The following is a 25704-nucleotide window of genomic DNA, read 5'->3' on the forward strand; positions in this document are numbered from 1 at the left end:
ATCGGGCCGAAAACCATTACAGTTTTCGGCCCGATGCTTTGAACAGGGCCGGTTTATCCCAAACCGACCTTGTCTCACGCAGGGGCTTCCCGCACGATAGTCTTTGACCTCGTGAAGAAGCGCTTGTATTCGAAACGACGATATTTTTGTTTGGCGCAACGCGATTGACGAATGCGCCCGCAAACCGACAGAACGGCAGTCCGATGAAATTTCTCGATGAAGCAAAAGTCTATATCAAGTCCGGTGATGGTGGCGCAGGCGCTGTTTCCTTCCGGCGCGAAAAATTCATCGAATTCGGTGGCCCTGACGGTGGCGATGGCGGACGCGGCGGCGATGTCTGGGTTGAGGTGGTTAACGGCCTCAACACGCTGATCGATTTCCGCTTTCAGCAGCATTTCAAGGCCTCCATCGGGCAGCACGGCATGGGCAAGACCCGCACCGGCGCCAAGGGTTCGGATGTGGTGTTGAAGGTACCCGTCGGTACACAGATATTCGAGGAAGACAATGAAACGCTGATCGTCGACCTCACGAAGGAAGGTCAGCGCTTTCGTCTTGCCGCCGGCGGTAATGGCGGTTTCGGCAATGCCTATTTCAAGTCGTCCACCAACCAGGCGCCCACCCATGCCAATCCGGGTCTTGCCGGCGAGGAAAAGACGGTCTGGCTTCGCCTGAAGCTGATCGCCGATGCCGGTCTTGTTGGTCTGCCCAATGCGGGAAAATCCACGTTCCTTGCGACGGTCACCCGTGCGCGGCCGAAGATCGCCAATTATCCCTTCACCACCCTTCATCCGAACCTGGGCGTCGCGACCATCGATGGCCGTGAATTCGTGCTGGCCGATATTCCGGGCCTCATCGAAGGCGCACATGAGGGCGTCGGCATCGGTGACCGGTTCCTCGGTCACGTGGAACGTACCCGCGTTCTTCTGCATCTCGTCTCGGCGCAGGAAGAAAACGTCGGCAAGGCCTATAAGACGGTCAAGGCCGAGTTGGACGCCTATGGTGGCGGGCTGACCGACAAGCCGGAAATCGTGGCGCTGTCGCAGATCGACGTGCTCGATGAAAAAGAGCTGAAAAAGAAGGCCAAGGAACTGGAGAAGGCCTGCGGCCGTCCGCCGCTCCTGTTGTCCGCTGCCGCCCATATCGGCATGACGGAAGCGTTGCGCGCCCTTCGCGATATCATTGTCTCGGCGAGCCATGGCGGCGAAACCGCCCTTCCCGATCGTTCGATGCCTTCCGAGAGCGAGGTTGAGGAAGAGGACGATCGCCTATGAGCCTGACCCGCAAACCGCTGGCCAGCCATCACCGGATCGTCATCAAGATCGGTTCGGCACTTCTGGTGGACCGGAAAAGCGGGCTCAAGAAGGATTGGCTTGACGCCATCTGCGAGGATATCGCCGCGCTGAAGAAAAACGGCGCGGATGTGCAGGTCGTGTCTTCGGGTGCCATCGCGCTCGGCCGTACCGTGCTCGGCCTGCCTTCCGGCGCATTGAAGCTGGAGGAAAGTCAGGCGGCCGCCGCAGTCGGCCAGATTGCGCTGGCGCGGGCATGGTCTGAAAGTCTGTCGCGGCATGAGATTGTTGCGGGCCAGATTCTGCTGACGCTCTCCGATACCGAGGAGCGCCGCCGTTATCTCAATGCGCGGGCGACCATCAACCAGCTCCTGAAGATCGGCGCCATACCGATCATCAATGAAAACGACACGGTTGCGACCACCGAAATCCGTTATGGCGACAATGACCGTCTGGCGGCGCGCGTCGCGACCATGACGGGTGCCGATCTTCTGGTGCTGCTGTCGGATATTGACGGGCTTTACACCGCCCCACCGCATCTCGATCCGTATGCGAAATTCCTTGAGACGATTGCGGATATTACACCTGAGATCGAGGCCATGGCAGGCGGCGCGGCCTCCGAGCTTTCGCGTGGCGGCATGCGCACCAAGATCGATGCGGGCAAGATCGCGACGGCTGCGGGCTGCGGCATGATCATCGCCTCCGGCAAGACGCTCAATCCACTGAAGGCCATCGAAAACGGTGCCCGCTCCTCATGGTTTGCGCCATCAGGCACACCAGTGACGGCGCGCAAGACCTGGATTGCCGGGCAGTTGCAGCCGGCCGGTGAAATCCACGTGGATGCCGGCGCGGAAAAAGCCCTCTATGCCGGTAAAAGCCTGCTTCCCGCGGGCGTGCGGGTGGTCAAGGGCAATTTCGGCCGCGGTGATGCCATCGCCATCATCGGCGTGGAGGGCCGCGAGGTCGCGCGTGGTCTTGCGGGTTACGATGCGGAAGAGGCGCGTCTCATCATCGGCCACAAGTCGAACGAGATCGAGGCGATCCTCGGTTATGTCGGACGTGCGGCGATGATCCATCGCGACGATCTGGTGATGACCGGTGCTGCCGTCAAAGTCAAAAATGCGAAGAAGGATGAGGTCCATGCCTGAACAGGCCGTAAAGCAGAGCCATGATATCGATGCGCTGATGATGACCATCGGCGCTCAGGCAAAAGCTGCTTCGCGACCGTTGTCCATTGCAGGGACTGAGCAGAAGAACCGCGCGCTTCTTGCCATGGCCTCCGCGATAGAGGCCTCCAGAGAAACGATCCTTGCGGCCAACCGAAAAGATCTGGCCGCGGCGGATAATGCGGGCCTTGCCGCCTCCTTCATCGACAGGCTCACGCTAAACGATGCGCGGATAGCCGGGATTGCCGAAGGCATTCGCTCGGTTGCCGGGCTGCCCGACCCCGTTGGCGAAGTCATTGCCGCCTGGGATCGCCCAAATGGGCTGAAGATCGAGCGCGTGCGCACGCCGCTCGGCGTCATCGGTGTTATCTACGAAAGCCGCCCGAATGTGACGGCGGATGCCGGCGCGCTCTGCCTCAAGGCCGGCAATGCCGTGATCCTGCGGGGCGGTTCGGATTCGCAACATTCATCGCGTGCTATTCATGCCTGCCTCGTTGAGGGCCTGAAGATTGCCGGTCTTCCCGAACATGCCATTCAGCTGGTGCCGGTGACGGACCGCGCCGCTGTCGGTGCGCTTCTTGGCGGATTGAATGGCACGGTTGACGTGATTGTGCCGCGCGGTGGTAAAAGCCTCGTTGCGCGGGTGCAATCTGAGGCGCGGGTTCCGGTCTTTGCGCATCTGGAAGGTATTTGCCATATCTATGTCGACAGCTCGGCCGATCTCGACATGGCGAAACGCATCGTCGTGGATGCCAAGATGCGCCGTACCGGCATTTGCGGGGCGGCCGAAACCCTGCTGGTGGATGCCGCTGCCGTTTCTACGCATCTGGAACCGCTCATCAAGGGTCTGATCGAGGCCGGATGTGAAGTGCGTGGTTCACAGGCCGTTCGCAATGCGGTTGAGGGCCTGAAAGCGGCGACGGAAGAAGACTGGCGAACCGAATATCTCGATGCGATCATTTCGGTTGCTGTCGTTGACGGTATATCCGGCGCCATCGATCATATCAGCACCTATTCATCCAATCATACCGAAGCGGTGATCGCCGAGGATCCTGATGTGGTGGAGCGGTTCTTCAACGAACTCGATTCGGCCATTCTGCTGCACAATGCCTCGACGCAATTTGCCGATGGCGGTGAATTCGGCATGGGTGCGGAAATCGGCATCGCCACCGGCAAGATGCATGCGCGGGGCCCTGTTGGCGTCGAGCAGCTCACTTCGTTCAAATACCGGGTGCATGGCACCGGCCAGACACGGACCTGATTTTGCCGACCGAGAAACGCCTCGACAGACGTTATCTCACCATGCCGCATGCGGAGCGCGGCATGGTTGTCGGGCTTTTCGGCGGCTCCTTTAATCCGCCGCATGCCGGTCATGCCCTCGTTGCTGAAATCGCGCTGCGCCGGTTGGGTCTCGACCAGCTCTGGTGGATGGTGACACCGGGCAATCCGCTGAAAAGCCGCTCGGAACTGGCGTCTCTGGAGGACCGCATCGCTGCGTGCGAAAGGCTGGTCAGCGATCCGCGCATCAAGGTGACGGCCTTCGAAAAATCGCTGGGAATCAGCTACACGGCCAATACGCTTGCCAAGGTGAAGGCGAAAAATCCGCATGTCCGGTTCATCTGGATCATGGGCGCCGATAATCTGAAAAGCTTCCATCGCTGGCAGAAATGGCGGGAGATTGCCGAGACTTTTCCGATTGCGGTGATTGACCGGCCGGGCTCCACCCTCTCCTATCTCTCCTCCACCATGGCGCAGGCCTTCAGTCAGGCGCGGATAGATGAGGACGATGCGGGGGTCCTGTGGAAGAAACGCGCCCCTGCCTGGGTTTTCATCCATGGTCCGCGCTCCACGCTCAGCTCCACGGCATTGCGCAATGGTCACAAATGACACGCATGATCACAAATGATGTATGCGCCATAAGCCGAAGCCTCCATATCTTGAAAAGTTAATGCTTTGGTGCCACCTTTATTGAGCGACGCAGAGAATCGCGTCGCCAGTACCTGTTTTGTCATTCTTGGAAAGGGAAAACCTCTGACAACAGTACACGCCAAGGGAAGAGCATTTGTTGCTATCCCGAAGGGCCAGGACAGTGGCGCCGATGCCGCCGACCACGCCCTTGAAACCGTCCTCGCGAGCCTCGAGGACTCCAAGGCCGAAGATATCGTATCTCTCAACATTGCCGGAAAATCGGCGCTTGCGGACTACATGGTTGTGGTCTCCGGGCGATCGAACAGGCATGTCTCGGCGATTTGCGAGCATCTTCTTAAAGATATGAAGGGTGAAGGGTTCGGAAACGCCCGCGTCGAGGGTCTCGAGACCGGCGACTGGGTGTTGATCGATACCGGCGATATCATCGTTCATGTGTTCCGTCCGGAAATCCGCGCCTTCTACAACATTGAAAAAATGTGGGCGACGCCGGATATGCCGGAAGAAACGCTGCATTGACGCGGTGAGCCTTGTTTCGCATCGAGCTTCCCGACTATCTCGTTTGATGTCGGGCCGGTGCGTCTGGCCGGAAAGCGAACCGGCCGCATAGGAATCCGCAGGCTATGCTGTTAAGAGCGTGACCCTGTTGGGTCACGACGAATGCAGGTTTGCGATGCGGATTTCGATTTTTGCGGTGGGGCGGCTTAAATCCGGCCCGGAGAAGGATCTTGCGACCCGTTATATCGAGCGTCTAGCCAAGACCGGCCCGGCGATCGGGCTGGAGTTTTCGCGGGTGATCGAGGTCGCGGAAAGCCGGGCGTCGAATGCGGAGACGCGCAAGCGCGAAGAAGCGGCGATGCTCGAAAAACATCTGGTCGACGGGGCGGTTCTCGTGCTTCTGGATGAGCGCGGCAAGGCGCTGGACAGCCCGGGTTTTGCGACATTTTTTGGTGATTTGCGCGATAGCGGCAAGCGCGATCTCGTGATCGCGATCGGTGGCGCCGACGGTCTCGACCCGGCCCTTTACGACAGGGCGGCCGCCGTTCTCAATCTCGGCAAGCTCACATGGCCGCATCAGATCGTTCGTATTTTGATTGCCGAACAGCTTTACAGGGCCGTCACGATCCTTTCGGGCCATCCCTATCATCGCGTTTGAACAGGTTTCGATTCGGCGAATTGTCTCAATTTCAACATGAAGCTCCGCGAGACCGCTGACAGCGCACGGCTTTGGCGGCGGCCTTTCCAGGGCCTCTTGGAAGATCGCGGCAAAATCCCTAGTATCGGCGCTCCTGCTTCGGCATCAAAGAAAGTTCACATGGACAACAGGTCTCAACGAAAACGGCACGCTGCCCTTGCGGGCGCGGTTATTGCTGTTTTCGTCATGGGGATCGGTCCGACCTATTCGCGGGATGATGCGGGCGCCGTTCCCGCCGCAGGCGATGATTCGTCGCCGGATGCGCTGCAAACGCTGGAAAAGCGCCGGGACCAGAACCGACAGGATCTGGAGGAACTGGTCGACAGCATCGGCCTTTCCGAAGACAAGACCCGCAATCTCGAGGAGAGCATCGCGTCCCTCAATCAGGACAGCGCCCGTATCCGGGAGGAGTTGATCGCATCGGCTGCCCGGCGCAAGGCCCTCGAAACCAAGATCAGCGACGGCGAAGATCGTCTGGCGAAGCTCTCGGTTCGCGAAGATGGCGTCAAGGCATCCTTGCGGGAGAGACGCGGTGTGCTTGCCGAGGTTCTGGCCGCGCTGCAGCGCATGGGACGAAATCCGCCGCCTGCCCTTCTGGTCTCGCCGGAGGATGCGCTTGCTTCGGTGCGCAGCGCCATTCTTCTCGGCGCCGTTGTTCCCGGCATTCGCGGTGAAACTGACAAGCTGATTTCCGCTCTCAAAGAATTGACCGATCTCAGGCAGGCAATCGCTCGCGAAAAGGACGATCTTACGGGTATGATGACAGCAAGTCTGGAAGAGGAAAAACGCCTCGACCTGCTGCTGGCTGAAAATGGTCGCAAGAATACCCAAACGGCGGCGGAGCTGGAGGCGGAACGCAAGCGATCTGAAGAGCTTGCGAGCAAGGCGACGAGCCTCGAGGGGCTGGTCAGTTCGCTTGAAGGCGAGATTACCTCGGTGCGGGAGGTGATGGAAAAGGCGCGGGCGGAAGAGCAGCGGCTGGCCCGTCTTTCCGAGGCGGAGCGCGAAAAAGAGCGTGCTGCGGCCGAGGCGGGAATGCCTGATAAAAACCGTATTGCGCCCGCATATCCCTTCGCAAGTTTGAAGGGAAAGCTGGAGGTTCCGGTTGCGGGCGAGGTGCTTCGGCGCTTCGGCGATGCGGATGGTACTGGCCACTTTTCCAAGGGAATTGTCGTTGCGAGCGGACCGGAAGCCATCGTGACGGCGCCTGCAGACGGCTTTGTGGTGTTTGCCGGAGATTTTCGCAGTTACGGCCGGATGATCATCCTCAATACGGGTGATGGATATCATGTGGTGATGACGGGCATGGACAATGTGAGGACACGGCAGGGAATGTTTGTGTTCTCCGGAGAGCCCATCGCCTCCATGGGTGCAAAAAGAGTAGCGAGTGCAGCAGCATTGGCGCTGGAAACCGACAGGCCAACGCTTTACATTGAGTTCAGGAAAGATGGTGTGCCGGTTGATTCCCAACCGTGGTGGACCGCAAAAAATACCGGAAGGGCGCACAATGATTCGTAAGGTTTCGCTTCTCCTTATCGGTGGGCTTATGGGCGCCACGGCGATGAGCGTGATTTATTCGGCGAGCATGCCGGCACAGGCGGCCGGGCCTTCGACCTATAAGGAATTGTCGATCTTTGGCGACGTGTTCGAGCGTGTGCGTGCACAATATGTGACGCCGCCGGATGACGAGAAGCTGGTGGAAAATGCCATCAACGGCATGCTGAGCTCGCTCGATCCGCATTCGAGCTTCATGAATGCCAAGGATGCCAACGATATGCGCACCCAGACAAAGGGTGAGTTCGGCGGCCTCGGCATCGAAGTGACCATGGAAAACGAGCTGGTCAAGGTCATCACACCGATTGATGACACGCCGGCTTCCCGCGCGGGTATTCTTTCGGGTGACTTCATTTCGGAAATTGACGGTACGCCGGTTCGCGGCCTGAAGCTGGAGCAGGCGGTCGAAAAGATGCGCGGCGCGGTCAAGACGCCGATCAAGCTGACGATCATCCGTCAGGGCGCGGACAAGCCGCTCGAATTCACCGTCATGCGTGATGTCATTGCCGTTCGTGCGGTGAAGTCCCGCGTTGAAGGCGACAATGTCGGTTATCTGCGCGTCATCTCCTTTACCGAGAAGACCTATGACGACCTCGAAAAGGCGATCAAGAAGATCAAGGCGGATGTGCCTGCCGACAAGCTGAAGGGCTATGTGCTTGACCTGCGCCTTAACCCGGGTGGTCTGCTCGATCAGGCGATCAATGTCTCTGACGCCTTCCTTGAGCGCGGTGAAGTCGTTTCGACCCGTGGCCGCAACCCAGACGAGACCCGCCGCTTCAATGCGACGGCAGGCGATCTGACCGATGGCAAGCCGGTTATCGTGCTCGTCAATGGCGGTTCCGCTTCGGCCTCTGAAATCGTCGCCGGTGCGCTGCAGGATCTGCGTCGCGCAACTGTGGTCGGCACCCGTTCCTTCGGCAAGGGTTCTGTCCAGACGATCATTCCGCTCGGTGAGGCGGGTGCGCTGCGCCTGACCACGGCGCTTTATTACACGCCGTCGGGCAAGTCGATCCAGGGCACGGGCATCGAGCCCGATATCAAGGTCGAACAGCCATTGCCGCCCGAATTGCAGGGCAAGGTGACCACCGAAGGTGAATCCGGTCTTTCCGGCCACATCAAGGGCCAGAGCGAAACCGACGAAGGTTCGGGTTCCTCCGCCTATGTTCCGCCGGAAGCCAAGGACGACATCCAGCTCAACTATGCGCTGGACCTGTTGCGTGGCACCAAGACGGATCCGTCTTTCCCGCCGAATCCGGAAAAGGCTGTGGTCAACAAGCAGTAAGATGGATGCGCCGGTCAGCCGGCGCATTGTCTCCATTGCCCAACCGTTTGGACGGATTGTTCATTGCCTTCGGACCTGCGAAAACCGCTTCTGGGTCGTCAGAAAAAAAGCGCCGGTATCAACCGGCGCTTTTCAGTCATTATGGTTCTGTCTGCACTTGCCGTTCTGACGATCGGCGGGCTTTCCGTCTATACGGCCTTGTCTCCGGGTAATTTGCAGAGGACGGCGGCTGAGCCGGATGCTCAGCCCAAGCTTCCTGAAAATAAACCGGAAACAGCGGCGACCGACAGTGCGGGTTCCGGCGTAACGACCGGTCTGCAGCCGGAAAGCGGACGTTCCGGCGCGAATATCAACCGGTCGACCATGCCGGACGGCAACGTCGTATCGGTCTATTCTCCTCGTCCGCGTGATGGCGACGGACCGGTCCTGATGAGCGGACAGACCTATGGTCAGGACCCGCGTATGGCGATGCGGCCCAATGACGAATTGCTGGAAGAGACGGCTTTTGGCCGGCTGCCAATCATCGGTGCCGACGGTTTGCGGCCGATGGAGCAATATGCAAGGCCCTGGTCCGGCGCACGCGGCACCCGTGTAGCAATCGTGGTGGGTGGTCTCGGTCTCAGCCAGACGGGTTCGCAAAAGGCGATCCGGGAACTGCCGCCGGAAGTGACGCTGGGTTTCGCCGCGAGCGGCAACAGCCTGCAGCGGTGGATGCAGGAAGCACGCCGGGAGGGACATGAAATCCTCCTGCAGATACCCCTGGAGCCTTTCGGCTATCCCGGAACCAATCCCGGCCCGGACACGCTGCTGGCGGGCGATCCGGCGAAGGTCAACATGGACCGGCTGCACCGTTCCATGGCAAAAATCACCAATTATACAGGTGTCATGAATTATCTTGGCGGGCGCTTCCTTTCCGAGCAGGCGGCGCTGGAGCCGGTTATGCGTGACATAGGCAAGCGCGGGCTGCTTTTTCTGGATGATGCCTCGTCGGCGCAGTCTTTGAGCGGCGGGATTGCCAAGGCCATCTCCGCGCCACAGGGGTTTGCCGATGTGCTGCTCGACGGTGACGTGACCGAAGCTGCGATTTTACGCAAGCTGGACGAGTTGGAGCGGATCGCGCGCCGTAACGGCCAGGCGATCGGTGTGGCCTCAGCTTTCGACGAAAGCATCGTCTCCATTTCTAAGTGGTCTCGGGAAGCCGGTGGGCGGGGTATCGAGATTGTCGGTGTTTCTGCGCTTGTTTCGCAGCAGGCGGGGCAGTAAACCTTCCGGGTGGCCATTTTCCGCGCCATTCAGGCGCCCAGACAATGCGGGTTTCCAATGACAATCAAAGCAGAAGATTTGCCTTACCGTCCCTGTGCGGGAATGATGGTTCTGAACGCCGAAGGCTTGGTCTGGGCCGGCCGGCGTATCAGGGAAGGTAACTCCGAATATGATGGCTCACCGCAATTGTGGCAGATGCCGCAGGGTGGCATCGACGAAGGAGAGCGGCCTTTGACTGCCGCCATTCGCGAACTCTACGAAGAGACGGGCATGAAATCGGTGACGTTGCTTGCGGAAGCGAGCGACTGGATTCACTATGACCTGCCTGCCGAATTGATCGGCATCGGCCTCAGGGGCAAATATCGCGGGCAGGCGCAGCGCTGGTTCGCGTTCCGCTTCGATGGCGATGAAAGCGAGATACAGATCGACCCGCCGCCGACCGGGCATACGGCCGAATTCGACGCCTGGGGCTGGAAACCAATGGAAAGCCTTCCCGAGCTGATCGTACCTTTCAAGCGTGCGGTGTACGAGAAGGTTGTGGCGGAGTTCCAGCATCTTTCTGGCAAATAAAAAAGGCGGCCCGTGGCCGCCTTTTCTCTGATCTATTGCGAAAGCTTATTCCGCTTCGTTGGCGGAATCGGCGTTGAGCTGACCGTATTTTTCCGCGCCAATCTTGCCGAGCAGTTCAAGCTGAGTTTCGAGGAAGTCGATATGGCCCTCCTCGTCAATCAGCAGGGCTTCAAAAAGCTTCATGGAGACGTAGTCTCCGGCCTCGGAACAGATATCACGGGATTTCTTGTAGGATGTCCGTGCGTCGTATTCGCCGGCGAGATCCGCTTCCAGCACTTCCTTGACGTTCTGGCCGATGCGCAGCGGCGCCAGGGTCTGAAGGTTGGGATGGCCTTCGAGGAAGATAATACGATCGATGATCTTGTCGGCGTGCTGCATCTCTTCGATGGATTCCGCACGCTCCTTCTTTGCAAGCTTGGTGTAGCCCCAGTCGTTCAGAAGCCGGTAGTGAAGCCAATATTGGTTTACTGCACCGAGTTCGAGAAAAAGGGCCTCGTTAAGCCGCTCGATGACTTTTTTGTCGCCTTTCAATGTCCGCTCTCCTGTTCTCTTCATGGAATCGCTTCAGGCGGGACATAAAATCAAAAACATCGGCCTCAGTCGAGTGGCGACGGGCGTGATATTCTTCCGTGGTTTTGATGATCAGGTCGACAACGGTCGGGAAACAGCCGCAACAGCGACCGCGTTTTTCCATGGCGTGATACACTTTTGCAGGAACGATCAGCTGCCAACAGTCCTCATCCAGGAGCTCGTTGATGACGTCCCGGATATCGTGATCGGTGATGTAATTGCAGCTGCAAACCAGCATGATGGACTGCCTGTATGACGCAACACGTTGTTTTCGTTCTTAAACCAAAACAGGACACCAAATGTCAAGAAAAACCTCCTTCCAAAAGTCGGGCGGATTTCTAGACTCATTCTAAACTATACGAAAACTATCGTGTTTTCATTGGTTTAGCGGTTTCACTATTTCGGTGTTTTATGTTCAAGTTTTTGTGCTCCGCAAAATCGCAGAAGCAATTATCACGAAAAGTTTACCGCTTTCGATTGCCGCGACAGCTACGCGCACCGTTATCAGGCGAAATATTGCCCGCCATTGGCCGTCATGGTGGAGCCGGTGATGAAGCCGGCCTCGTCTGACACCAGAAACAGGACGCAACGCGCAATTTCTTCCGGTTCGCCCAGCCGGCCGACGGGAATTTGCGGCACAATCCGTTCGGCCAGCACTTTTTCCGGAATAGCTCTCACCATTTCCGTGCCGATATAGCCGGGGCAGATCGCGTTGACAGTGATGTTGCGGCTGGCGCCTTCCTGCGCGAGCGCCTTGGTGAAACCGATATCGCCTGCCTTCGAGGCGGAGTAGTTGGCCTGCCCCGCCTGCCCCTTCTGGCCATTGATGGAGGAAATATTGACGATGCGTCCGAAGCCGCGGTCGCGCATGCCCGGCCAGACGGGATGCGTCATGTTGAAGACGCCGGTGAGATTGGTGTCGATCACCTCACGCCACTGCTGCGGTGTCATCTTGTGAAACATCGCGTCGCGGGTGATGCCGGCATTGTTGACCAGCACCTCGACCGGACCGAAGGTTTCTTCCACTTTTGCAATGCCATTCACGCAGGCATCATAGTCGCGGACGTCCCATTGAAAAGCGGGAATGCCGGTTTCTTTCTGGAATGCTTCCGCCCTGTCCGTCGTGAAGGCGTAGTTGACGGCCACCCGGTAGCCGGCAGCTTTCAAGGCGCGGGCGATAGCGGCGCCGATGCCGCTCGTCCCGCCGGAAATCAACGCAACCCGGCTCATATAGGCCTCCATGACCTGTCATTGAAGCGCCTGCATATGTGCGAGGATGCTTCATCCTGCTGAAATTCGTGTCGTGCTCAACGGCCATAGAAATGCGGCCAATGGGAGGCTGCTTCTACCCTATTGTTGGCTGAACCGGAATTGCTTTCTGGAAAGCGGCGTTGCGGCTTTCAGAGCGCTTCGATGCACATGGCGACACCCATGCCGCCGCCGATGCAGAGCGTTGCAAGACCCTTGGACACGTTGCGACGGCGCATTTCGTAGATCAACGTGTTGAGGACGCGTGCGCCGGAAGCGCCGATCGGATGGCCGATGGCAATTGCACCGCCGTTGACGTTGACGATAGCGGGATCGAGGCCGAGTTCGCGCACCACCGCACAGGATTGGGCGGCGAAGGCCTCGTTGGCTTCGACCAGGCCAATATCGCCGATCGACCAGCCGGCCTTGGCCAGAGCCTTGCGAGAGGCGGGGATGGGACCGGTTCCCATGATTTGCGGATCGACGCCGGCCGTCGCCCAGGACGCGATACGCGCCAGCGGCTTGATGCCGCGCCTTGCCGCTTCCTGCTCCGACATCAGGAGCGTGGCGGCTGCGCCATCGTTGAGGCCGGAGGCGTTGCCCGCCGTTACCGTGCCTTCCTTATCGAAGGCCGGGCGCAGTTTTGCCATTGTTTCGAGAGAGGCGCCGGCGCGTATATGTTCATCCGCATCGATGACGATATCGGCCTTGCGGCCTTTAACCGTGAAGGCCACGATCTCGTCCGCGAAACGGCCGGAGTTCTGTGCGGCTTCGGCCTTGTTTTGCGATGCAACGGCGAACTGGTCCTGTTCATCACGGGAAAGCTGCCACTGGCGGGCGATGTTCTCGGCCGTTATCCCCATGTGGTAACCGTAAAAGGCGTCGGTCAGGCCGTCTTTCAGCATGGTGTCGATCATCTTGAAATCGCCCATCTTCACGCCGCCGCGCAGATGGGCGCAGTGGGGCGCCATGGACATGGATTCCTGGCCGCCGGCAATGACGATGGCCGCGTCGCCCGTCACGATCTGCTGCATGCCGAGTGCGACGGCGCGCAGGCCGGAACCGCAGAGCTGATTGACGCCAAAAGCGGTTGCTTCCTGCGGAATGCCGGCCTTCATGGCCGCCTGTCGCGCCGGATTTTGCCCTTCGCCTGCGGTGAGTACCTGACCGAGGATGACTTCATCGATTTCACTCGCCGCAACACCGGCCCGTTCCAGCACGGCCTCGATGACCGTTGCCCCAAGCTCGTGGGCGGGCGTATTGGCGAAGTGGCCATTGAAAGAGCCGACAGCGGTGCGGGCAGCGCTGGCAATCACGATTGAAGGCAATGTCATCTGTTTCTCCTCACATGCGGGCGGAGACTGGCAAAGCTTTCAATACAAGTCAAATGCCGAAAGTTGCTTTAAAAGATGTTGCTAAATCAAGCTGGAATCTTGCGAAAAATTGCTGCGCAAAAAACAAACTGTTGCGATGCACAAAACATTTGTCAGAGGGCTCGTTTTGCGCATACACTTTGCGGTGGGAAGAGCAATAACACCAAAAAACAAAAAAATACCATCATCGCGAGGAGGCGGGCATGGCGAAACACGACGGCGAAACAATCATTAAAAAATATGCCAACCGGCGGCTCTACAATACCGGCACTAGCACTTATGTGACGCTTGACGACCTGGCGCAGATGGTCAAGCGTGGTGAGGACTTCAAGGTTCAGGACGCCAAGTCCTCCGAAGACATTACCCACGCGGTGCTGACGCAGATCATCGTCGAACAGGAAGCCAAAACCGGCAATACGCTGTTGCCGACGGCATTTCTGCGGCAGCTGATCTCCTATTACGGCGACCAGATGCAGATGGTCGTGCCGACATTTCTCGAACATTCAATGAAGACCTTCTCCGATCAGCAGAGCCAGATGCAGGAGCATATGGCCAAGGCCTTCGGCGATGGTTCGCTCGCCCGCAATTTTCAGGCGCCATTGCAGATGATGGAAGAGCAGATCCGCCGCAACACGGAACTCTTCCGGCAGGCGATGCAGGGCTTCACACCTTTCGCAATGCCGCAGGCACCCAAGGAAACCCGCAAGCCGAATGCCTCCGAGATTGATGAGCTGAAGGCGCAGCTGCGCGCATTGCAGCAAAAACTCGACCAGCTGTGATGAAGGCCGTGGAATTCAGAAGCGGTGCGCTTCGCTTGCCTATATCCGCGATGCAGCTTCCAGCTTGTTGACCAAGGTGTTCAGGCCTCTCCGCCGTCATCCTCGGGTCTAGCCCGAGGATGACGTCGAATATGCGGAGCGATTTATCATCACTCGCGCGTCTTATAAGTTTCAGGTTCTTCAGTTTGCGGCCCGTTCCAGCACACGCAGCAACAGCAGAAATCCAGCTCCCAGGAACAGGATGAGCGTGGCCATGCCGATATGGGCAGAGCCGCTTATATAGGTTGCTATGGAAAACGAGAGTGTCGCCATGAAGCTCGTGGCGCGGCCGGAAAGCGCATAGATGCCGAAATAACGGCCTGCTTCCGCCACGGTGATATTGCGGGCGAGATAAGAGCGCGACGAGGCCTGGACGGGGCCGAAGGCGAGGCCGATCAATACGCCATAAAGCAGATAGGCTTTTTCCGCGCCGGTGGCGAAGATGCCGCCATTATCCGCCGTTGATAATTGTACCCAGCCGAACAGGGTCGAGCCCTTTTCCGTGGAGACAATGCCGAGCGTGGCAAGCAGCAGGAGCACCAGACTGATGAGAATGGTGATGCGCGAACCGAGTTTCTGATCGACGCGTCCGGCCGCAAAGCAGCCTGCGATGGCGACGACATTGAGGAGAATGCCGAAGAGGCCGATTTCCATCGTCGCCCAACCGAACATGCCGGCCGCAAAGGCGCCACCCAGAATGAGCACACCATTGACGCCGTCCTGATAAAGCATGCGCGCGATCAAGAATCGCAACAGCACGGGGCGGTAGCGCAATTCGCGCAGGGTTATCTTGAGTTCCCCCAGTCCCGAGCGGATCGCGGCTCCGAAAGGCAGGCCCTTTTCGGCATCCGGGGTCAGCAGAAACATCGGCAGAATGAAGATGAGATACCAGAGTGCCGCGAATGGACCGGTTATTCTGGCGTCCTCGCCGGTTGCCGGATCGAGACCGAAAAGCGGTTTGATGCCGGCAATCGTCAGTCCGGTTTGCGGGTTGGCGGCGAGAAGCGTCACCACGGCGATCAACACCACCATGCCGCCGAGATAACCGAGCCCCCAGGCGAGATTGGAAATGCGCCCGACATTCTGCGGATTGGTCAGCCGCGGCATCATGGAATCGTTGAAGACGATAGAAAATTCCGCCGCGATGGAGGCGAGGATCATGCAGATGATCGGCAGGATGAGCGGTGAGCCCGGTGCTGCGAACCAAAGTAAAAAGAGACTTACGATCTTGATGACCGCAAAAAAGGCGATCCACGGCTTTCTCGCGCCGGATTGGTCAGCGATGGAGCCGAGGATGGGGGAGAAGAGGGCGATGATGATCGACGACACCGTCGCCATGTTGCTCCATGTCGCCTGCGCCGAAATCGGATCATCGGTGAGGCGGGCGACGAAATAAGGGCCGAAAACGAAGGTCGTAACGACCGTAAAGAAGGGCTGCGCCGCCCAGTCGAACATGACCCAGCCCCAGATGCCGCGTTTCGCAACCACTGTTTCCGCATTCGGGGTGGGGACAGTCATTCATCGTCCTATCGGATATCAGGGGGAGGATAGAAGGTGGGGTGCCGGCGCATCGTGCCATCTATCGCCATCCGGGCCAATAACCCGGATGACGTTTTTCGGATGGACGATCAGCGCGCCTGAACGATATCGCCAAGCAGCCCTGCCGCCACCGTCAGGCGGGCGAGGTTGGTATCGCCGCTTTCGCTGAGCGCGCCGAGTTCGGAAACGATGCGGTTGACGCGCACGCGGTCTGCCGCATACCAGGCCTGAACCGGATCCTTCTCCTTCGCATGCTCGGTGAGCGCCGAAATGACGATCCGGCGTCTCGACAAGGCGATCTGGTCCTGGCTGCGCAGGAGAGCCAGGCTCTCATAGTGATCAACGGGCGTGATGCGCTGGCTGGCATCCAGCAGACGCGCGACACGGAAGGTCGACGAGACGGTGGCATAGCTTTCGGCGGCTCGGGCAAGCGTTGTGCCTGCACTTTCGGCAATGCGCATGATTTCCGGCACATAGACCAGCAGGGAAAGCGTATCCAGTTCTTCCAGAAGGCCGGAGGGAACACCGTCGATTTCCGTGACACCAAGTTCGCGACGATATTTCGCCGCTGCCGGCGACAGCGTCTTGATGGCGGTTTTCAGGCGCTCGATTTCGGTCGCCATGTCACTCGTTCCCGCACCCGCGCTTCCGGTTTGCAGGTAAAGGCGGCTCGCATCCGAGAAGATGCGGGTGATCGTGGCATAAAGACCGTTCTGGATTTCACCGCCCACCTTGCCGTCAAGCGCGTCAACCTCGCCCCACAGGCGTTTGAGGCCGAAGCCATCCTCGACGATCACTGCCGCCTTGACGACATCGGCCGCCAGAAGGCCGCTTGCGTCAGCGAGTTTCTGCACGAAACCCGGACCTCCGCGGTTCACCACGGCATTGGCGAGTGCAGTCGCGACGATTTCACGGTGCAGGCGATGCGCCTTGATATCGTCGGCATAGTTCTTCTGCATCTTGGCCGGGAAATAGTCGACCAGGAGATGCTGGAGATAGGGCTCGTCGGGAAGCGGGCTTGCCACGAGTGCGTCGAACAGGGTCAGCTTGGCATAGGAGAGAAGCACGCCGATTTCCGGCCGGGTCAGCGGCTTTCCGGTGGCGTATCTTTCGCTGAGTTCGGCATTGTTCGGCAGGGTTTCAACCTTGCGGTTCAGTTGCCCGGTTGCCTCGAGCGCGCTCATGAGGCGGCCGAGTTCTTCGCGGTTTGCGAGCCCAAGCCGTTCCGTGAGCGATATCGCCAGCGATTGTAGATAGTTGTTGCGGAGCACCAGCTGCGCCACTTCCGGTGTCATGGAAGCGAGAAGCTGGTTGCGCTTCGGCATCGTCAGGCGACCGCTATTGACGGCGGAGGCAAGCGCGATCTTGATGTTGACCTCGACGTCGGAGGAGTTCACGCCAGCCGAGTTGTCTATGGCGTCGGAATTGCAACGCCCACCCGCCAGCGCATAAGCGATGCGGCCCTTCTGGGTGATGCCCAGATTGGCGCCTTCGCCGATGACCTTGGCGCGCAGCTCCGTGGCGTTGACGCGGATGGGGTCGTTGGCCCTGTCACCCACCTCGGCATTGGTTTCCACCGCCGCCTTGATGTAGGTGCCGATGCCGCCAAACCACAGAAGATCGGTTGGTGCCTTCAGAATGGCGGTCATGATCTCGAAGGGTGTGGCGACGGACTTGTCGATACCGATGGCAGCGACGGCTTCCGGCGTCAGGTTCACCGATTTTTCGGAGCGCGAGATGATCATCGCGCCGGCGGAGAGAGCCGAGCGATCATAATCCTGCCAGCTGGAACGCGGCAGTTCGAAAAGCCGCTTGCGTTCGGCAAAGGATTTGTCGGTATCGGGATTCGGGTCGATGAAGATATCGCGGTGATCGAAGGCGGCAATGAGCCTGATCTTTTCCGACAGCAACATGCCGTTGCCGAAAACGTCGCCGGACATGTCACCCACACCCGCAACCGTGAAAGGTGTTGTCTGGATGTCGGTATCCATTTCACGGAAATGGCGTTTTACCGTTTCCCAGGCGCCGCGGGCGGTGATGCCCATCTTCTTGTGGTCGTAACCGGCCGAGCCGCCCGATGCGAAGGCATCGTCCAGCCAGAAGCCGGCGTCGTGGGCAAGGCCGTTCGCCGTATCGGAGAAGGTTGCCGTTCCCTTGTCGGCGGCGACGACGAAATAGGGGTCGTCACCATCCAGCCGCAGCGTATCGGCCGGCGGTACGATGGCGTCGTCGACGATATTGTCGGTGATGGAGAGCAGGGTGCGGATGTAGGTCTTGTAGGCTTCACGGCCGGCGTTGAAGACCTCGTCGCGGGAACCGCCAACGGGCAGGTTCTTCGGGAAGAAGCCGCCCTTGGCGCCGACGGGCACGATGACCGCATTCTTGACCTGCTGGGCCTTGACGAGACCGAGCACTTCCGTGCGGTAATCCTGGCCGCGATCCGACCAGCGAAGACCGCCGCGCGCGACCTTGCCGAAGCGCAGGTGCACGCCTTCAACCTCGGTTCCATAAACGAAGATTTCGCGGAAGGGACGCGGATCGGGCAGGCCATCCAGATGCTTCGGATCGAACTTGAACGCCAATAGGTCACGCGGCGTGCCGTCGGCATTTTTCTGGAAGTAGTTGGTGCGAAGCGTTGCGTCGATGGCGTTGACGTAGCGCCTGAGCGTACGGTCCTCGTCGAGGTTGGGAACGCCGCTCAATGCTGTCTCTATCGCCTTGTGTATCTCCGCGAGTTTCTTCAGCCGCTTCTTTTCTTCGATGGATGGATCGAAGCCAGCCTTGAAAAGCGCGAAAATATTCCGGGAAATGGCCGGATATTTGAAGAGCGTTTCGGAAATATGCTCCTGCGAATAGACAATGCCGGTCTGGCGCAGATAACGGGCATAGGCGCGCAGCACGGACACTTCACGCACGGTCAGGCCGCAGGCGAGGATCAGGCGGTTGAAGTTGTCGTTATCCACCTTGCCGGAGAAGGCGGCAAGAAAAGCCTCTTCCAGTTTCTGCCCATAATGCGGCAGATCGAGCGTCGTGCCCTTGGCGACGGATAATTCCATGTCATGCAGCACGATATCGCGCTTTTCGCCATCCGAAACGACACCAACGTCGAAGGTGCGCTCGCTGATGACGTTGAAGCCCAGATTTTCGAGCAGTGGCACGCGCCGCGAGAGCGGCAGGTGGCCGTCGCGATGGAATATCTTCAGCGAAAGAGTGTCGGCCGATTGGCCTTCCTGCTGATAGAACTCAATGCGGACTGGCTCGCCTTTTGCGGCGGCCAGGATATCCGTCATGTCGCCGATCGCCTCTTCCGGCGTGAAGGCTTCCTGATAGGCCTGATCCACCTCCAGCACCGGCGCACCCGGCTCCGAGAGGGCGACAAAATGGTCTATCCAGCGTGCGGCGATATCGCTGACGGCATCTTCGAGCTTATCCTGGGCGATACGCGGCGTCTTGCCTTCCGTGCGGCCGACGATGAAGTGGACGCGGGCGACAGCCCCTTCAGGGAAGGCGGGATAATAGGCGGAAATATGCCCGTCATAGACCTTGCTCAGATAGTCGCCGATCTTCTCGCGCACATAGGAATTGTATTCCTCGCGCGGCACGAAAATGATGGCCGAGACAAAGCGGTCGAAACGGTCGATGCGGGCGAGGACACGCACGCGCGGACGGTCGCTCAATTCCATGATCTGTTCGATGAAGCGGATCAGCAAATCCGTTTCGATCTGGAAGAGATCGTCGCGGGGATAGGCTTCGAGCGTGTTCTGCAGGATGCGGCCGGAATGGCTGTTCGGATCGAAACCGAAGTGCCGCTCAACATCGGCCACCTTGGCGCGCAGCAGCGGTATCTGCTTGACCGAACGCGTATAGGCCGTGGCGGTGAACAGGCCGACAATGCGCAATTCGCCGATGACATTACCGTCCTCGTCGAAGCGCTTGATGCCGATATAGTCCATATAGGCGCGGCGATGCACGATGGACTTCACATTCGCCTTGGTGACGATGAGGAAATCCGGGCCATCGAGGAAGGCAAGAATTTCCGGCGTCGTCGTCACGGCATTCTTGCCGAGGCGCAGGACGCGCACATCCGGATCGCTGAGACTGCCGAGACCGACGCCGTCACCGCGTTCGATCTTCGCGTTCTTTCCCTTGCCGGAATAGGTGTAGTCGCGCATGCCGAGGAAAGTGAAATTGTCGTTGCGAAGCCAGTTGAGGAATTCGACGGCTTCCGTCCGCTCGGTCTTGCGCCGCGACGAGCCGCGCTTTGAGAGCTCGTCCAGCGCTTCATCGAGCTTTGCCAGCATGGGCCGCCAGTCGCGGTAGGCGAACTGGACCTGCGCCAGGACGAAACGCAGCCTTTCTTCCAGCGTTGCGGCGGCCTGCGCTGTCAGCGGCGCGATATGCAGCTGGATGAGGCTGATATTCTCGGTGGGATCATCTTCGGGCTCCGCAAGGCGGTAACCTGCCTGGGCGGTGTCGTCGCGAACGAGGATCGGATGCACCGCAAGATAAAGTCCGCGATAGCTGCTTGTGACTTCGCCCATGACGGAATCATAGAGGAACGGCATGTTGCGGCCGATAATCGTGAGAACCGTTACAGGAATATCCCGCGGGGAAACGCCCTCCACCTGGGTAATGCTGATATGGGGCGCCTCTCCGGTCCAGTGCGACAGCGCGCCGAAACTGTGAGCGGCGCTCGCTGCCAGCATCTCTGCGGAATAATATTCTATATCGTCGGCGCTTGCCCTTCCATAAAGAATACCTGGATCAAGAAATTGGACATTTTCGGCAATTGCCTGCTGACGCGCTTTTTCGATCTGTTTTTCGCGTTTTGGATTATTTCTGTAGCCCATTTGACGTGGATTCCTCCAAAAATCACACTTTAATTTAAAAAAAGCACCGCCAATTTACGGATTTTGCCTTTTCAGTCGAATCGGATATTGGCGTGGAATTACGAAGAGTTTAAGAGGCTTTCGTGTTTCTTCAGTCGGTAAGTGAAATTTTTTTGCTTCTTTTGCCATGAGGGTCTGTCTCAAAGCATTCGACAGTATTTTTGCGGCTAATTTTTAGGCGGTTCTTGGACTGCCATGTGATGTTGCGGCCACGGTCGAAGCAAATTATTGATTTGCGCCTATTTTTGTGGTACACCAACGACACTGATCCACAGCGTGGCATTTGTGTGCCCAAAAACACCACGAAAGCAACACCTCTTTTGCACGCGGTTTCCGTGACATATCGAGCGTTTACGTTATCGAACCCCGCAAGACGGGAAGGTGTGTTTTTGCGTGCACGGCTGGACCAGTGCGGAGTCACCTGACGGTTCCCCCGTCTCATCAGGGCCTGACCGACCCAACCCCGGCATTGCCGGGTATGTAACAGGGAGTTTTTAGAACGAATGACGACCCAGCAGAAGAAATCTCCAGCACATCACGGTTTCAAGACCGGTGAAGCGATTGTGTATCCCGCTCATGGTGTCGGTACCATTTCTGCCATCGAGGAACAAGAAGTCGCCGGCATGAAGCTTGAGCTTTTTGTCATCGATTTCGAAAAAGACAAGATGCGTCTTAAAGTTCCCGTCGCAAAAGCCGTGAGCATCGGCATGCGCAAGCTTTCCGAAGGCGATTTTGTCGAGCGGGCACTGAAAGTGGTGCAGGGCAAGGCGCGTGTGAAGCGTACCATGTGGTCGCGCCGCGCTCAGGAATATGATGCAAAGATCAATTCCGGCGATCTGATCGCGATTGCGGAAGTGGTGCGCGATCTCTACCGCGCCGAAAACCAGCCGGAGCAGTCCTATTCCGAGCGTCAGCTTTACGAAGCTGCTCTCGATCGCATGGCGCGCGAAATCGCCGCCGTCAACAAAATGTCTGAAACCGAGGCTGTCCGCCTGGTGGAAGTCAACCTTGCCAAAGGCCCCAAGCGCGGCAAGACCGTTGAAGAGGACGATTCTCAGGACGAAGCCGCTTAATAACCGGCCTTTTCCGTCTAAAAAACCCGCCTTGATGGCGGGTTTTTTTTGCCCGGTTGCAGGGCGCGCTTCACAGGATGAGGATTTTCGTGCCCTTGCGCAGGTGCGGAAGGATACGTCGCATATCGCGGGGATGGAGAGCGACGCAGCCTGCGGTCGGTTCATATCCCGGCCGTATCAGGTGCATGAAGATCGCCGAGCCGCGGTTGCGGCTTCTGGTGGTGATGTTCCAGTCGAGCACCAGGCAGACGTCGTAAAGACCGTCCTTTCGCATCATCTCTTCATGGCTTGATGCAAAGGGTGCTTTGACCAGCCTGTTGTAATTGGCGTTGCTCGGCTCGTCGCACCACAGCATGGATGGTCGCGTCCGTTGCATCGACAATGCCGTGGCGATGGCGGTGTTGCGATCGCCGCGATAAAAGCCGTGCAGCAGGCGGGTGGTGGAAATGGGGGATTTTCCGTCCCCCTCGCGTTTCAGCGCGGTGCGGCCATTGCGTCCGATTGCGGCGGGAAAGGTGAGATGTCCGAGCTGAACGATCGCCCGGCTTATTTTCAAAGGCGCCGGCCGAACCATGAGCGTCAATGCGCGTTTATGTTGCTTTACGGGCTGTTTGCTCATGTTTTTCACGAGATTTTGCTTTGCAGGTTATCTAACGTGAAGTCATAGCACTTCGTAATATCATGGCAATGGGTTGACCTTTTATCGGCAAACCGCTGAATTGGCTGACAATTAGAGCACCATGCGTCCCTTCGCAGGCACAAAGGATGCTCTAACTCTTTTAAACTACGCATCGTGCTTTCCGAGAATCGAACGCGATTTCCGGGCTGGTGCGCTAAAGTAAGAAAGGCTGAGAATCCGAATGACGGCTCGCACTATCCTTCTGGTAGACGATGACGACGATCTTCGGGAGACGCTGACCGAGCAACTGTCTCCTTATGAGGAATTCTCGCTGCTCAGCGGCGCAAACGCCGCACAGGCAATGCAGACCGCCAAGAGCGCCCAGGTCGATCTTCTTATCATGGATGTCGGTCTTCCGGATATGGATGGGCGTGAAGCGGTGAAGTTGCTGCGCAAGGGCGGTTTCAAGGCGCCGATCATCATGTTGACCGGGCACGACACCGATTCCGATACCATCCTCGGGCTTGAAGCCGGCGCGAATGACTATGTGACAAAGCCTTTTCGTTTTGCCGTTCTTCTGGCGCGTATCCGCGCGCAGCTGCGCCAATATGAACAGAGTGAGGACGCGGTTTTCACCGTTGGTCCCTATCAGTTCAAGCCCAGCCAGAAGCTGCTGACGACGGAAGACGGCAAGAAAATCCGGCTGACGGAAAAGGAAGCGGCGATCATCCGTTACCTTTACCGCGCCGGAAGCACCGTCGTTACACGCGATGTCCTCTTGGAAGAGGTCTGGGGTTATAATTCCGGCGTGACCACGCACACGCTCGAAACGCATGTCTACCGCTTGCGCCAGAAGATCGAGCGCGACCCTTCCAATGCTGAAATTCTGGTGACCGAGAACGGCGGCTACAAGATCGTTCCCTGAACCGGGGTAGTCCGATCGCCTGGCATTACATCCCTATTCCAAAGCTGGCGCCGTGCGTTTGAGAAAACGCACGGCGTTCTAACAGCTTGTATTTTGAAGACCGATATTGGAAAACCGCTATAATAGGGCAGGCGGCTTTCTGGAGTAGCGATCAAACATGGCGTTGACGGACGATATCATGCTTCTGGGGCAAGTGCCGTTGTTTGCGGGCTTCAGCGATGACCAGCTGCGGCTGATTGCCTTCGGCGCGGAGCGTCGCCGCATCTCGGCAGGCCAGACACTGTTTCGGGAACATTCACCGGCTGAATGCGCCTTTGCGGTGACATCGGGCCATTTCGAGCTCTTTACTGCAGGAAGGGACGGCAAGCCTGCGCTGCAGGCAACGCCCGGCAAGGGTGCCCTACTTTCCGAACTGGCGCTTTTTACGCTCTGCGAACGGAAATTCACCGCTGTGGCCGCGGAGGATTCCGAGGTCATCCGCATCACGCGTATCCTCTTTCACCGGCTGGTGGAGGAGTTTCCGGAGGTTGCCGATATCGTATCGGCGCGCATTCGCCATAATATCGCGGCTCTGGCGACAGGTGCGGCCCGTTTGCAGAACCGCTTCGCCTGACGCCGCTCAAACCACATGGTCAGAAACGGAAATGGGCCGTAACCGGGACGTGGTCCGATGGCCGGTTCCAGCCGCGTGCCTCGCGCAATATGTCGATTTTTTCAAGCGAAGGGCCTAGATCCTGAGACGACCAGATGTGGTCGAGACGGCGGCCACGGTCTGCGGCTTCCCAATCCTTGGCGCGGTAGCTCCACCAGGTATAAATCTTTTCATTATCAGGCACGTTCAGCCGCATCAGATCGAGCCAGTTGCCCTTCTTCATGATATCGAGCATGCCGTCGGTTTCCACCGGCGTATGGCTGACGATCTTCAGCAATTGCTTGTGCGACCAGACGTCATTTTCAAGCGGTGCGATATTGAGATCGCCGACGAGAATGGAAGAGGTGCCCGGCACGCCATCGGCGCGGAGCGCCTTCATTTCCTCGATAAAATCGAGCTTGTGGCCAAATTTGGGGTTTATCGAACGATCTGGTTCGTCACCGCCGGCGGGAACGTAGAAATTATGCAGCCGCACGCGGCGCGATCCCACCTGAAAAATCGCGGAAATATGCCGTGCGTCTCCGATGCCGCAATAGTCCTGCCGATGGTCTTCGGTGAGCGGGATTTTCGAGGCGATGGCCACACCGTGATAGCCCTTCTGGCCGTGGATGATGACGTGCTCATAACCGAGCGCCTTCAGCGGTTTCATCGGAAACTCGCCATTCGGGCATTTCGTTTCCTGCAGGCAGAGAATATCGGGTTTGTAACGCACCAGAAACTGCTCAACGATCGGCATTCTGAGCCTGACCGAGTTGATGTTCCAGGTGGTTATCGAAAACGACATGCATGTGCTCCGCTTCTAGAGTGTTTTGTCGCATGTCCGGACGGAAAACCGATGGCCACTTTTCCTGGAAATGCGCAGTCGCCCCGAAGCCCGTTGTTTCGGAGCATGTTTCCGGAGCGCAGGCTTATAACATCGCGATGAAAACAGGAATGGATTTTAGCCGCAAAATAAAAAGGCGGCCGCAAGGCCGCCTTTCGAAGGATTCCCGCAGGTTCGAAACCTCAGCCGCGTTTGCGGACTTCCTCGTAATTGATGTTGAAGACGCGTTCGTCGAGGTTCACGCCCGTCTGGACGTTGAAGATCATGACGGTCGTGTCCTTGTTCTGGGCGTCGGTCGTCGTCCACTGCCTTAGATCGAAGGTTTTCGGGTCGAACATCAGGGTAATGGTGGAATCACCGAAGATGCTCTTGTCGCCCAGCACGATGGTGGTCAGGTCCGACTCTTCCTTCACGTCCCGGACCTTCTGGTTGCCGAGGTCGATCTTGTCGGACAAAAGCAGGCTGAGAGGGGTCTTCGACAGCGGATATAGATCCCATGTCTTCAGCTTCATGTTGCCTATGACGACATTCTTGCCATCGGCGATGACGCGCATGGGCGAGGGGTCCTCATAATTGAAGCGAAGCTTGCCCGGCCGCTCGATGTAAAATTTGCCGCCGGTCTGCTCACCACGGGGACCGAATTGTACAAATTCACCCATCATGGTTTTGACTGACGAGAAGTGGTTGGCGATTTTCTGCGCGGTCGCGCCATTGCCGGCGGCCTGCGCGAATGCGTTGAGCGGCGACAGGCCGGCCATGGCGGCTGCCATGGAAAATGCCGTCAGCACGCCGCGTCGCGTCACGCCGTTTTGCGGTGCGTTTGCGGCTGCAGTTTCGCCGGTGGTGAGGTCGTTCATTCTGTTCTCCTTCATCGCAGCGATTGTCCGCATAAAAGGCGGCGGCTTCATGACGTTGAAAGCGTGTAATAAC

23 protein-coding genes are annotated in these 25704 nt (G+C 58.2%); 14 read left to right on the plus strand and 9 right to left on the minus strand.

Features of this window, described 5'->3' with window-relative positions:
* Window positions 1-203 precede the first annotated feature (203 nt).
* The 10 genes from obgE to AC1ROR_RS18740 all read left to right on the plus strand — a co-directional run bounded on the left by obgE (window position 204) and on the right by AC1ROR_RS18740 (window position 10245).
* Complete coding sequence (gene obgE, locus AC1ROR_RS18695; RefSeq protein WP_498590338.1) at window positions 204-1271, plus strand: GTPase ObgE; 1068 nt, start codon at window positions 204-206, stop codon at window positions 1269-1271.
* Complete coding sequence (gene proB / locus AC1ROR_RS18700; protein ID WP_498590339.1) at window positions 1268-2437, plus strand: glutamate 5-kinase; 1170 nt, start codon at window positions 1268-1270, stop codon at window positions 2435-2437. The genes obgE and proB overlap by 4 nt, the downstream gene beginning before the upstream one ends.
* Entirely contained in the window at window positions 2430-3716 is a 1287-nt protein-coding gene (locus tag AC1ROR_RS18705; RefSeq protein ID WP_498590340.1) for a glutamate-5-semialdehyde dehydrogenase, read from the plus strand. Before proB ends, AC1ROR_RS18705 begins: the two co-directional genes overlap by 8 nt.
* A 2-nt stretch (window positions 3717-3718) precedes the next feature.
* On the plus strand, window positions 3719-4342 hold the full coding sequence (locus AC1ROR_RS18710; protein WP_035221854.1) for a nicotinate-nucleotide adenylyltransferase: 624 nt from the start codon (window positions 3719-3721) through the stop codon (window positions 4340-4342).
* An 81-nt stretch (window positions 4343-4423) separates the two neighbouring features.
* Entirely contained in the window at window positions 4424-4900 is a 477-nt protein-coding gene (rsfS, locus tag AC1ROR_RS18715; protein ID WP_003492666.1) for a ribosome silencing factor, read from the plus strand.
* Between the two features lie 154 nt (window positions 4901-5054).
* A complete protein-coding gene (gene rlmH / locus AC1ROR_RS18720; RefSeq protein WP_035221851.1) occupies window positions 5055-5537 on the plus strand; it encodes a 23S rRNA (pseudouridine(1915)-N(3))-methyltransferase RlmH in 483 nt (160 codons plus the stop codon).
* Between the two features lie 159 nt (window positions 5538-5696).
* Entirely contained in the window at window positions 5697-7094 is a 1398-nt protein-coding gene (locus AC1ROR_RS18725; protein ID WP_035222130.1) for a murein hydrolase activator EnvC family protein, read from the plus strand.
* Complete coding sequence (locus AC1ROR_RS18730) at window positions 7084-8412, plus strand: S41 family peptidase (RefSeq protein ID WP_080836267.1); 1329 nt, start codon at window positions 7084-7086, stop codon at window positions 8410-8412. The genes AC1ROR_RS18725 and AC1ROR_RS18730 overlap by 11 nt, the downstream gene beginning before the upstream one ends.
* A 63-nt stretch (window positions 8413-8475) precedes the next feature.
* The gene (locus AC1ROR_RS18735; protein ID WP_498590341.1) at window positions 8476-9675 is read left to right on the plus strand and encodes a divergent polysaccharide deacetylase family protein; all 1200 of its coding nucleotides are present in this window, start codon (window positions 8476-8478) and stop codon (window positions 9673-9675) included.
* A 57-nt stretch (window positions 9676-9732) separates the two neighbouring features.
* Window positions 9733-10245 carry an RNA pyrophosphohydrolase gene (locus AC1ROR_RS18740; protein WP_498590342.1) on the plus strand — a complete coding sequence of 171 codons (513 nt, stop codon included), beginning with the start codon at window positions 9733-9735 and terminating at the stop codon, window positions 10243-10245.
* Window positions 10246-10290: 45 nt separating this feature from the next.
* Here AC1ROR_RS18740 and bfr read toward each other — a convergent pair whose 3' ends face one another.
* The 4 genes from bfr to AC1ROR_RS18760 form a co-directional block, all read right to left on the minus strand.
* Window positions 10291-10776: a bacterioferritin gene (bfr, locus tag AC1ROR_RS18745; RefSeq protein WP_035221841.1), complete on the minus strand. Its 486-nt coding sequence runs from the start codon at window positions 10774-10776 to the stop codon at window positions 10291-10293.
* On the minus strand, window positions 10742-11053 hold the full coding sequence (locus tag AC1ROR_RS18750; RefSeq protein WP_080600126.1) for a (2Fe-2S)-binding protein: 312 nt from the start codon (window positions 11051-11053) through the stop codon (window positions 10742-10744). Before AC1ROR_RS18750 ends, bfr begins: the two co-directional genes overlap by 35 nt.
* Window positions 11054-11319: 266 nt before the next feature.
* Window positions 11320-12045 carry an acetoacetyl-CoA reductase gene (gene phbB / locus AC1ROR_RS18755; RefSeq protein WP_035222128.1) on the minus strand — a complete coding sequence of 242 codons (726 nt, stop codon included), beginning with the start codon at window positions 12043-12045 and terminating at the stop codon, window positions 11320-11322.
* Window positions 12046-12215: 170 nt separating this feature from the next.
* Window positions 12216-13397 carry an acetyl-CoA C-acetyltransferase gene (locus tag AC1ROR_RS18760; protein WP_080836261.1) on the minus strand — a complete coding sequence of 394 codons (1182 nt, stop codon included), beginning with the start codon at window positions 13395-13397 and terminating at the stop codon, window positions 12216-12218.
* A gap of 242 nt (window positions 13398-13639) precedes the next feature.
* On the opposite strand from AC1ROR_RS18760, the gene phaR reads away from it, so the two are divergent.
* Window positions 13640-14215 (plus strand): polyhydroxyalkanoate synthesis repressor PhaR, encoded by a 576-nt coding sequence (gene phaR, locus AC1ROR_RS18765; RefSeq protein ID WP_003520279.1) that lies wholly within the window; start codon window positions 13640-13642, stop codon window positions 14213-14215.
* A gap of 180 nt (window positions 14216-14395) precedes the next feature.
* Here phaR and AC1ROR_RS18770 read toward each other — a convergent pair whose 3' ends face one another.
* Window positions 14396-15772 carry an MFS transporter gene (locus AC1ROR_RS18770; RefSeq protein ID WP_498590343.1) on the minus strand — a complete coding sequence of 459 codons (1377 nt, stop codon included), beginning with the start codon at window positions 15770-15772 and terminating at the stop codon, window positions 14396-14398.
* A gap of 110 nt (window positions 15773-15882) precedes the next feature.
* On the minus strand, window positions 15883-20643 hold the full coding sequence (locus AC1ROR_RS18775; RefSeq protein WP_498590344.1) for an NAD-glutamate dehydrogenase: 4761 nt from the start codon (window positions 20641-20643) through the stop codon (window positions 15883-15885).
* A gap of 542 nt (window positions 20644-21185) precedes the next feature.
* Here AC1ROR_RS18775 and AC1ROR_RS18780 point away from each other — a divergent pair.
* Window positions 21186-21755, plus strand: a complete 570-nt coding sequence (locus AC1ROR_RS18780) for a CarD family transcriptional regulator (protein ID WP_003505223.1) — start codon at window positions 21186-21188, stop codon at window positions 21753-21755.
* A gap of 70 nt (window positions 21756-21825) precedes the next feature.
* Here the strand turns inward: AC1ROR_RS18780 and AC1ROR_RS18785 are convergent, their stop codons facing one another.
* Window positions 21826-22329 (minus strand): L,D-transpeptidase family protein, encoded by a 504-nt coding sequence (locus AC1ROR_RS18785; RefSeq protein WP_498590450.1) that lies wholly within the window; start codon window positions 22327-22329, stop codon window positions 21826-21828.
* Window positions 22330-22615: 286 nt separating this feature from the next.
* Here AC1ROR_RS18785 and AC1ROR_RS18790 point away from each other — a divergent pair, with 286 nt between their 5' ends.
* Window positions 22616-23299, plus strand: a complete 684-nt coding sequence (locus tag AC1ROR_RS18790; RefSeq protein ID WP_035221829.1) for a response regulator transcription factor — start codon at window positions 22616-22618, stop codon at window positions 23297-23299.
* Window positions 23300-23456: 157 nt separating this feature from the next.
* Entirely contained in the window at window positions 23457-23912 is a 456-nt protein-coding gene (locus AC1ROR_RS18795; protein WP_498590345.1) for a cyclic nucleotide-binding domain-containing protein, read from the plus strand.
* Between the two features lie 19 nt (window positions 23913-23931).
* Here AC1ROR_RS18795 and AC1ROR_RS18800 read toward each other — a convergent pair whose 3' ends face one another.
* Entirely contained in the window at window positions 23932-24735 is an 804-nt protein-coding gene (locus tag AC1ROR_RS18800; RefSeq protein WP_498590346.1) for an exodeoxyribonuclease III, read from the minus strand.
* 221 nt (window positions 24736-24956) lie between these two features.
* On the minus strand, window positions 24957-25682 hold the full coding sequence (locus AC1ROR_RS18805; RefSeq protein WP_051796093.1) for an outer membrane lipoprotein carrier protein LolA: 726 nt from the start codon (window positions 25680-25682) through the stop codon (window positions 24957-24959).
* Between the last annotated feature and the right edge of the window lie 22 nt (window positions 25683-25704).

The organism is Agrobacterium sp. GW821-FHT14E08 (genome assembly GCF_058803865.1).

Excerpts from the sequence above, each read along its gene's own strand:
- proB (WP_498590339.1), top strand. The coding sequence starts at position 1,268 with ATGAGCCTGACCCGCAAACCGCTGGCCAGCCATCACCGGATCGTCATC.
- AC1ROR_RS18775 (WP_498590344.1), bottom strand. The coding sequence starts at position 20,643 with ATGGGCTACAGAAATAATCCAAAACGCGAAAAACAGATCGAAAAAGCG.
- AC1ROR_RS18785 (WP_498590450.1), bottom strand. The coding sequence starts at position 22,329 with ATGGTTCGGCCGGCGCCTTTGAAAATAAGCCGGGCGATCGTTCAGCTC.
- AC1ROR_RS18790 (WP_035221829.1), top strand. The coding sequence starts at position 22,616 with ATGACGGCTCGCACTATCCTTCTGGTAGACGATGACGACGATCTTCGG.
- obgE (WP_498590338.1), top strand. The coding sequence starts at position 204 with ATGAAATTTCTCGATGAAGCAAAAGTCTATATCAAGTCCGGTGATGGT.
- AC1ROR_RS18725 (WP_035222130.1), top strand. The coding sequence starts at position 5,697 with ATGGACAACAGGTCTCAACGAAAACGGCACGCTGCCCTTGCGGGCGCG.
- AC1ROR_RS18800 (WP_498590346.1), bottom strand. The coding sequence starts at position 24,735 with ATGTCGTTTTCGATAACCACCTGGAACATCAACTCGGTCAGGCTCAGA.
- AC1ROR_RS18705 (WP_498590340.1), top strand. The coding sequence starts at position 2,430 with ATGCCTGAACAGGCCGTAAAGCAGAGCCATGATATCGATGCGCTGATG.
- AC1ROR_RS18730 (WP_080836267.1), top strand. The coding sequence starts at position 7,084 with ATGATTCGTAAGGTTTCGCTTCTCCTTATCGGTGGGCTTATGGGCGCC.
- phaR (WP_003520279.1), top strand. The coding sequence starts at position 13,640 with ATGGCGAAACACGACGGCGAAACAATCATTAAAAAATATGCCAACCGG.
- AC1ROR_RS18795 (WP_498590345.1), top strand. The coding sequence starts at position 23,457 with ATGGCGTTGACGGACGATATCATGCTTCTGGGGCAAGTGCCGTTGTTT.
- AC1ROR_RS18750 (WP_080600126.1), bottom strand. The coding sequence starts at position 11,053 with ATGCTGGTTTGCAGCTGCAATTACATCACCGATCACGATATCCGGGAC.
- AC1ROR_RS18780 (WP_003505223.1), top strand. The coding sequence starts at position 21,186 with ATGACGACCCAGCAGAAGAAATCTCCAGCACATCACGGTTTCAAGACC.
- phbB (WP_035222128.1), bottom strand. The coding sequence starts at position 12,045 with ATGAGCCGGGTTGCGTTGATTTCCGGCGGGACGAGCGGCATCGGCGCC.
- AC1ROR_RS18740 (WP_498590342.1), top strand. The coding sequence starts at position 9,733 with ATGACAATCAAAGCAGAAGATTTGCCTTACCGTCCCTGTGCGGGAATG.
- AC1ROR_RS18805 (WP_051796093.1), bottom strand. The coding sequence starts at position 25,682 with ATGAAGCCGCCGCCTTTTATGCGGACAATCGCTGCGATGAAGGAGAAC.
- AC1ROR_RS18760 (WP_080836261.1), bottom strand. The coding sequence starts at position 13,397 with ATGACATTGCCTTCAATCGTGATTGCCAGCGCTGCCCGCACCGCTGTC.
- rlmH (WP_035221851.1), top strand. The coding sequence starts at position 5,055 with ATGCGGATTTCGATTTTTGCGGTGGGGCGGCTTAAATCCGGCCCGGAG.
- AC1ROR_RS18770 (WP_498590343.1), bottom strand. The coding sequence starts at position 15,772 with ATGACTGTCCCCACCCCGAATGCGGAAACAGTGGTTGCGAAACGCGGC.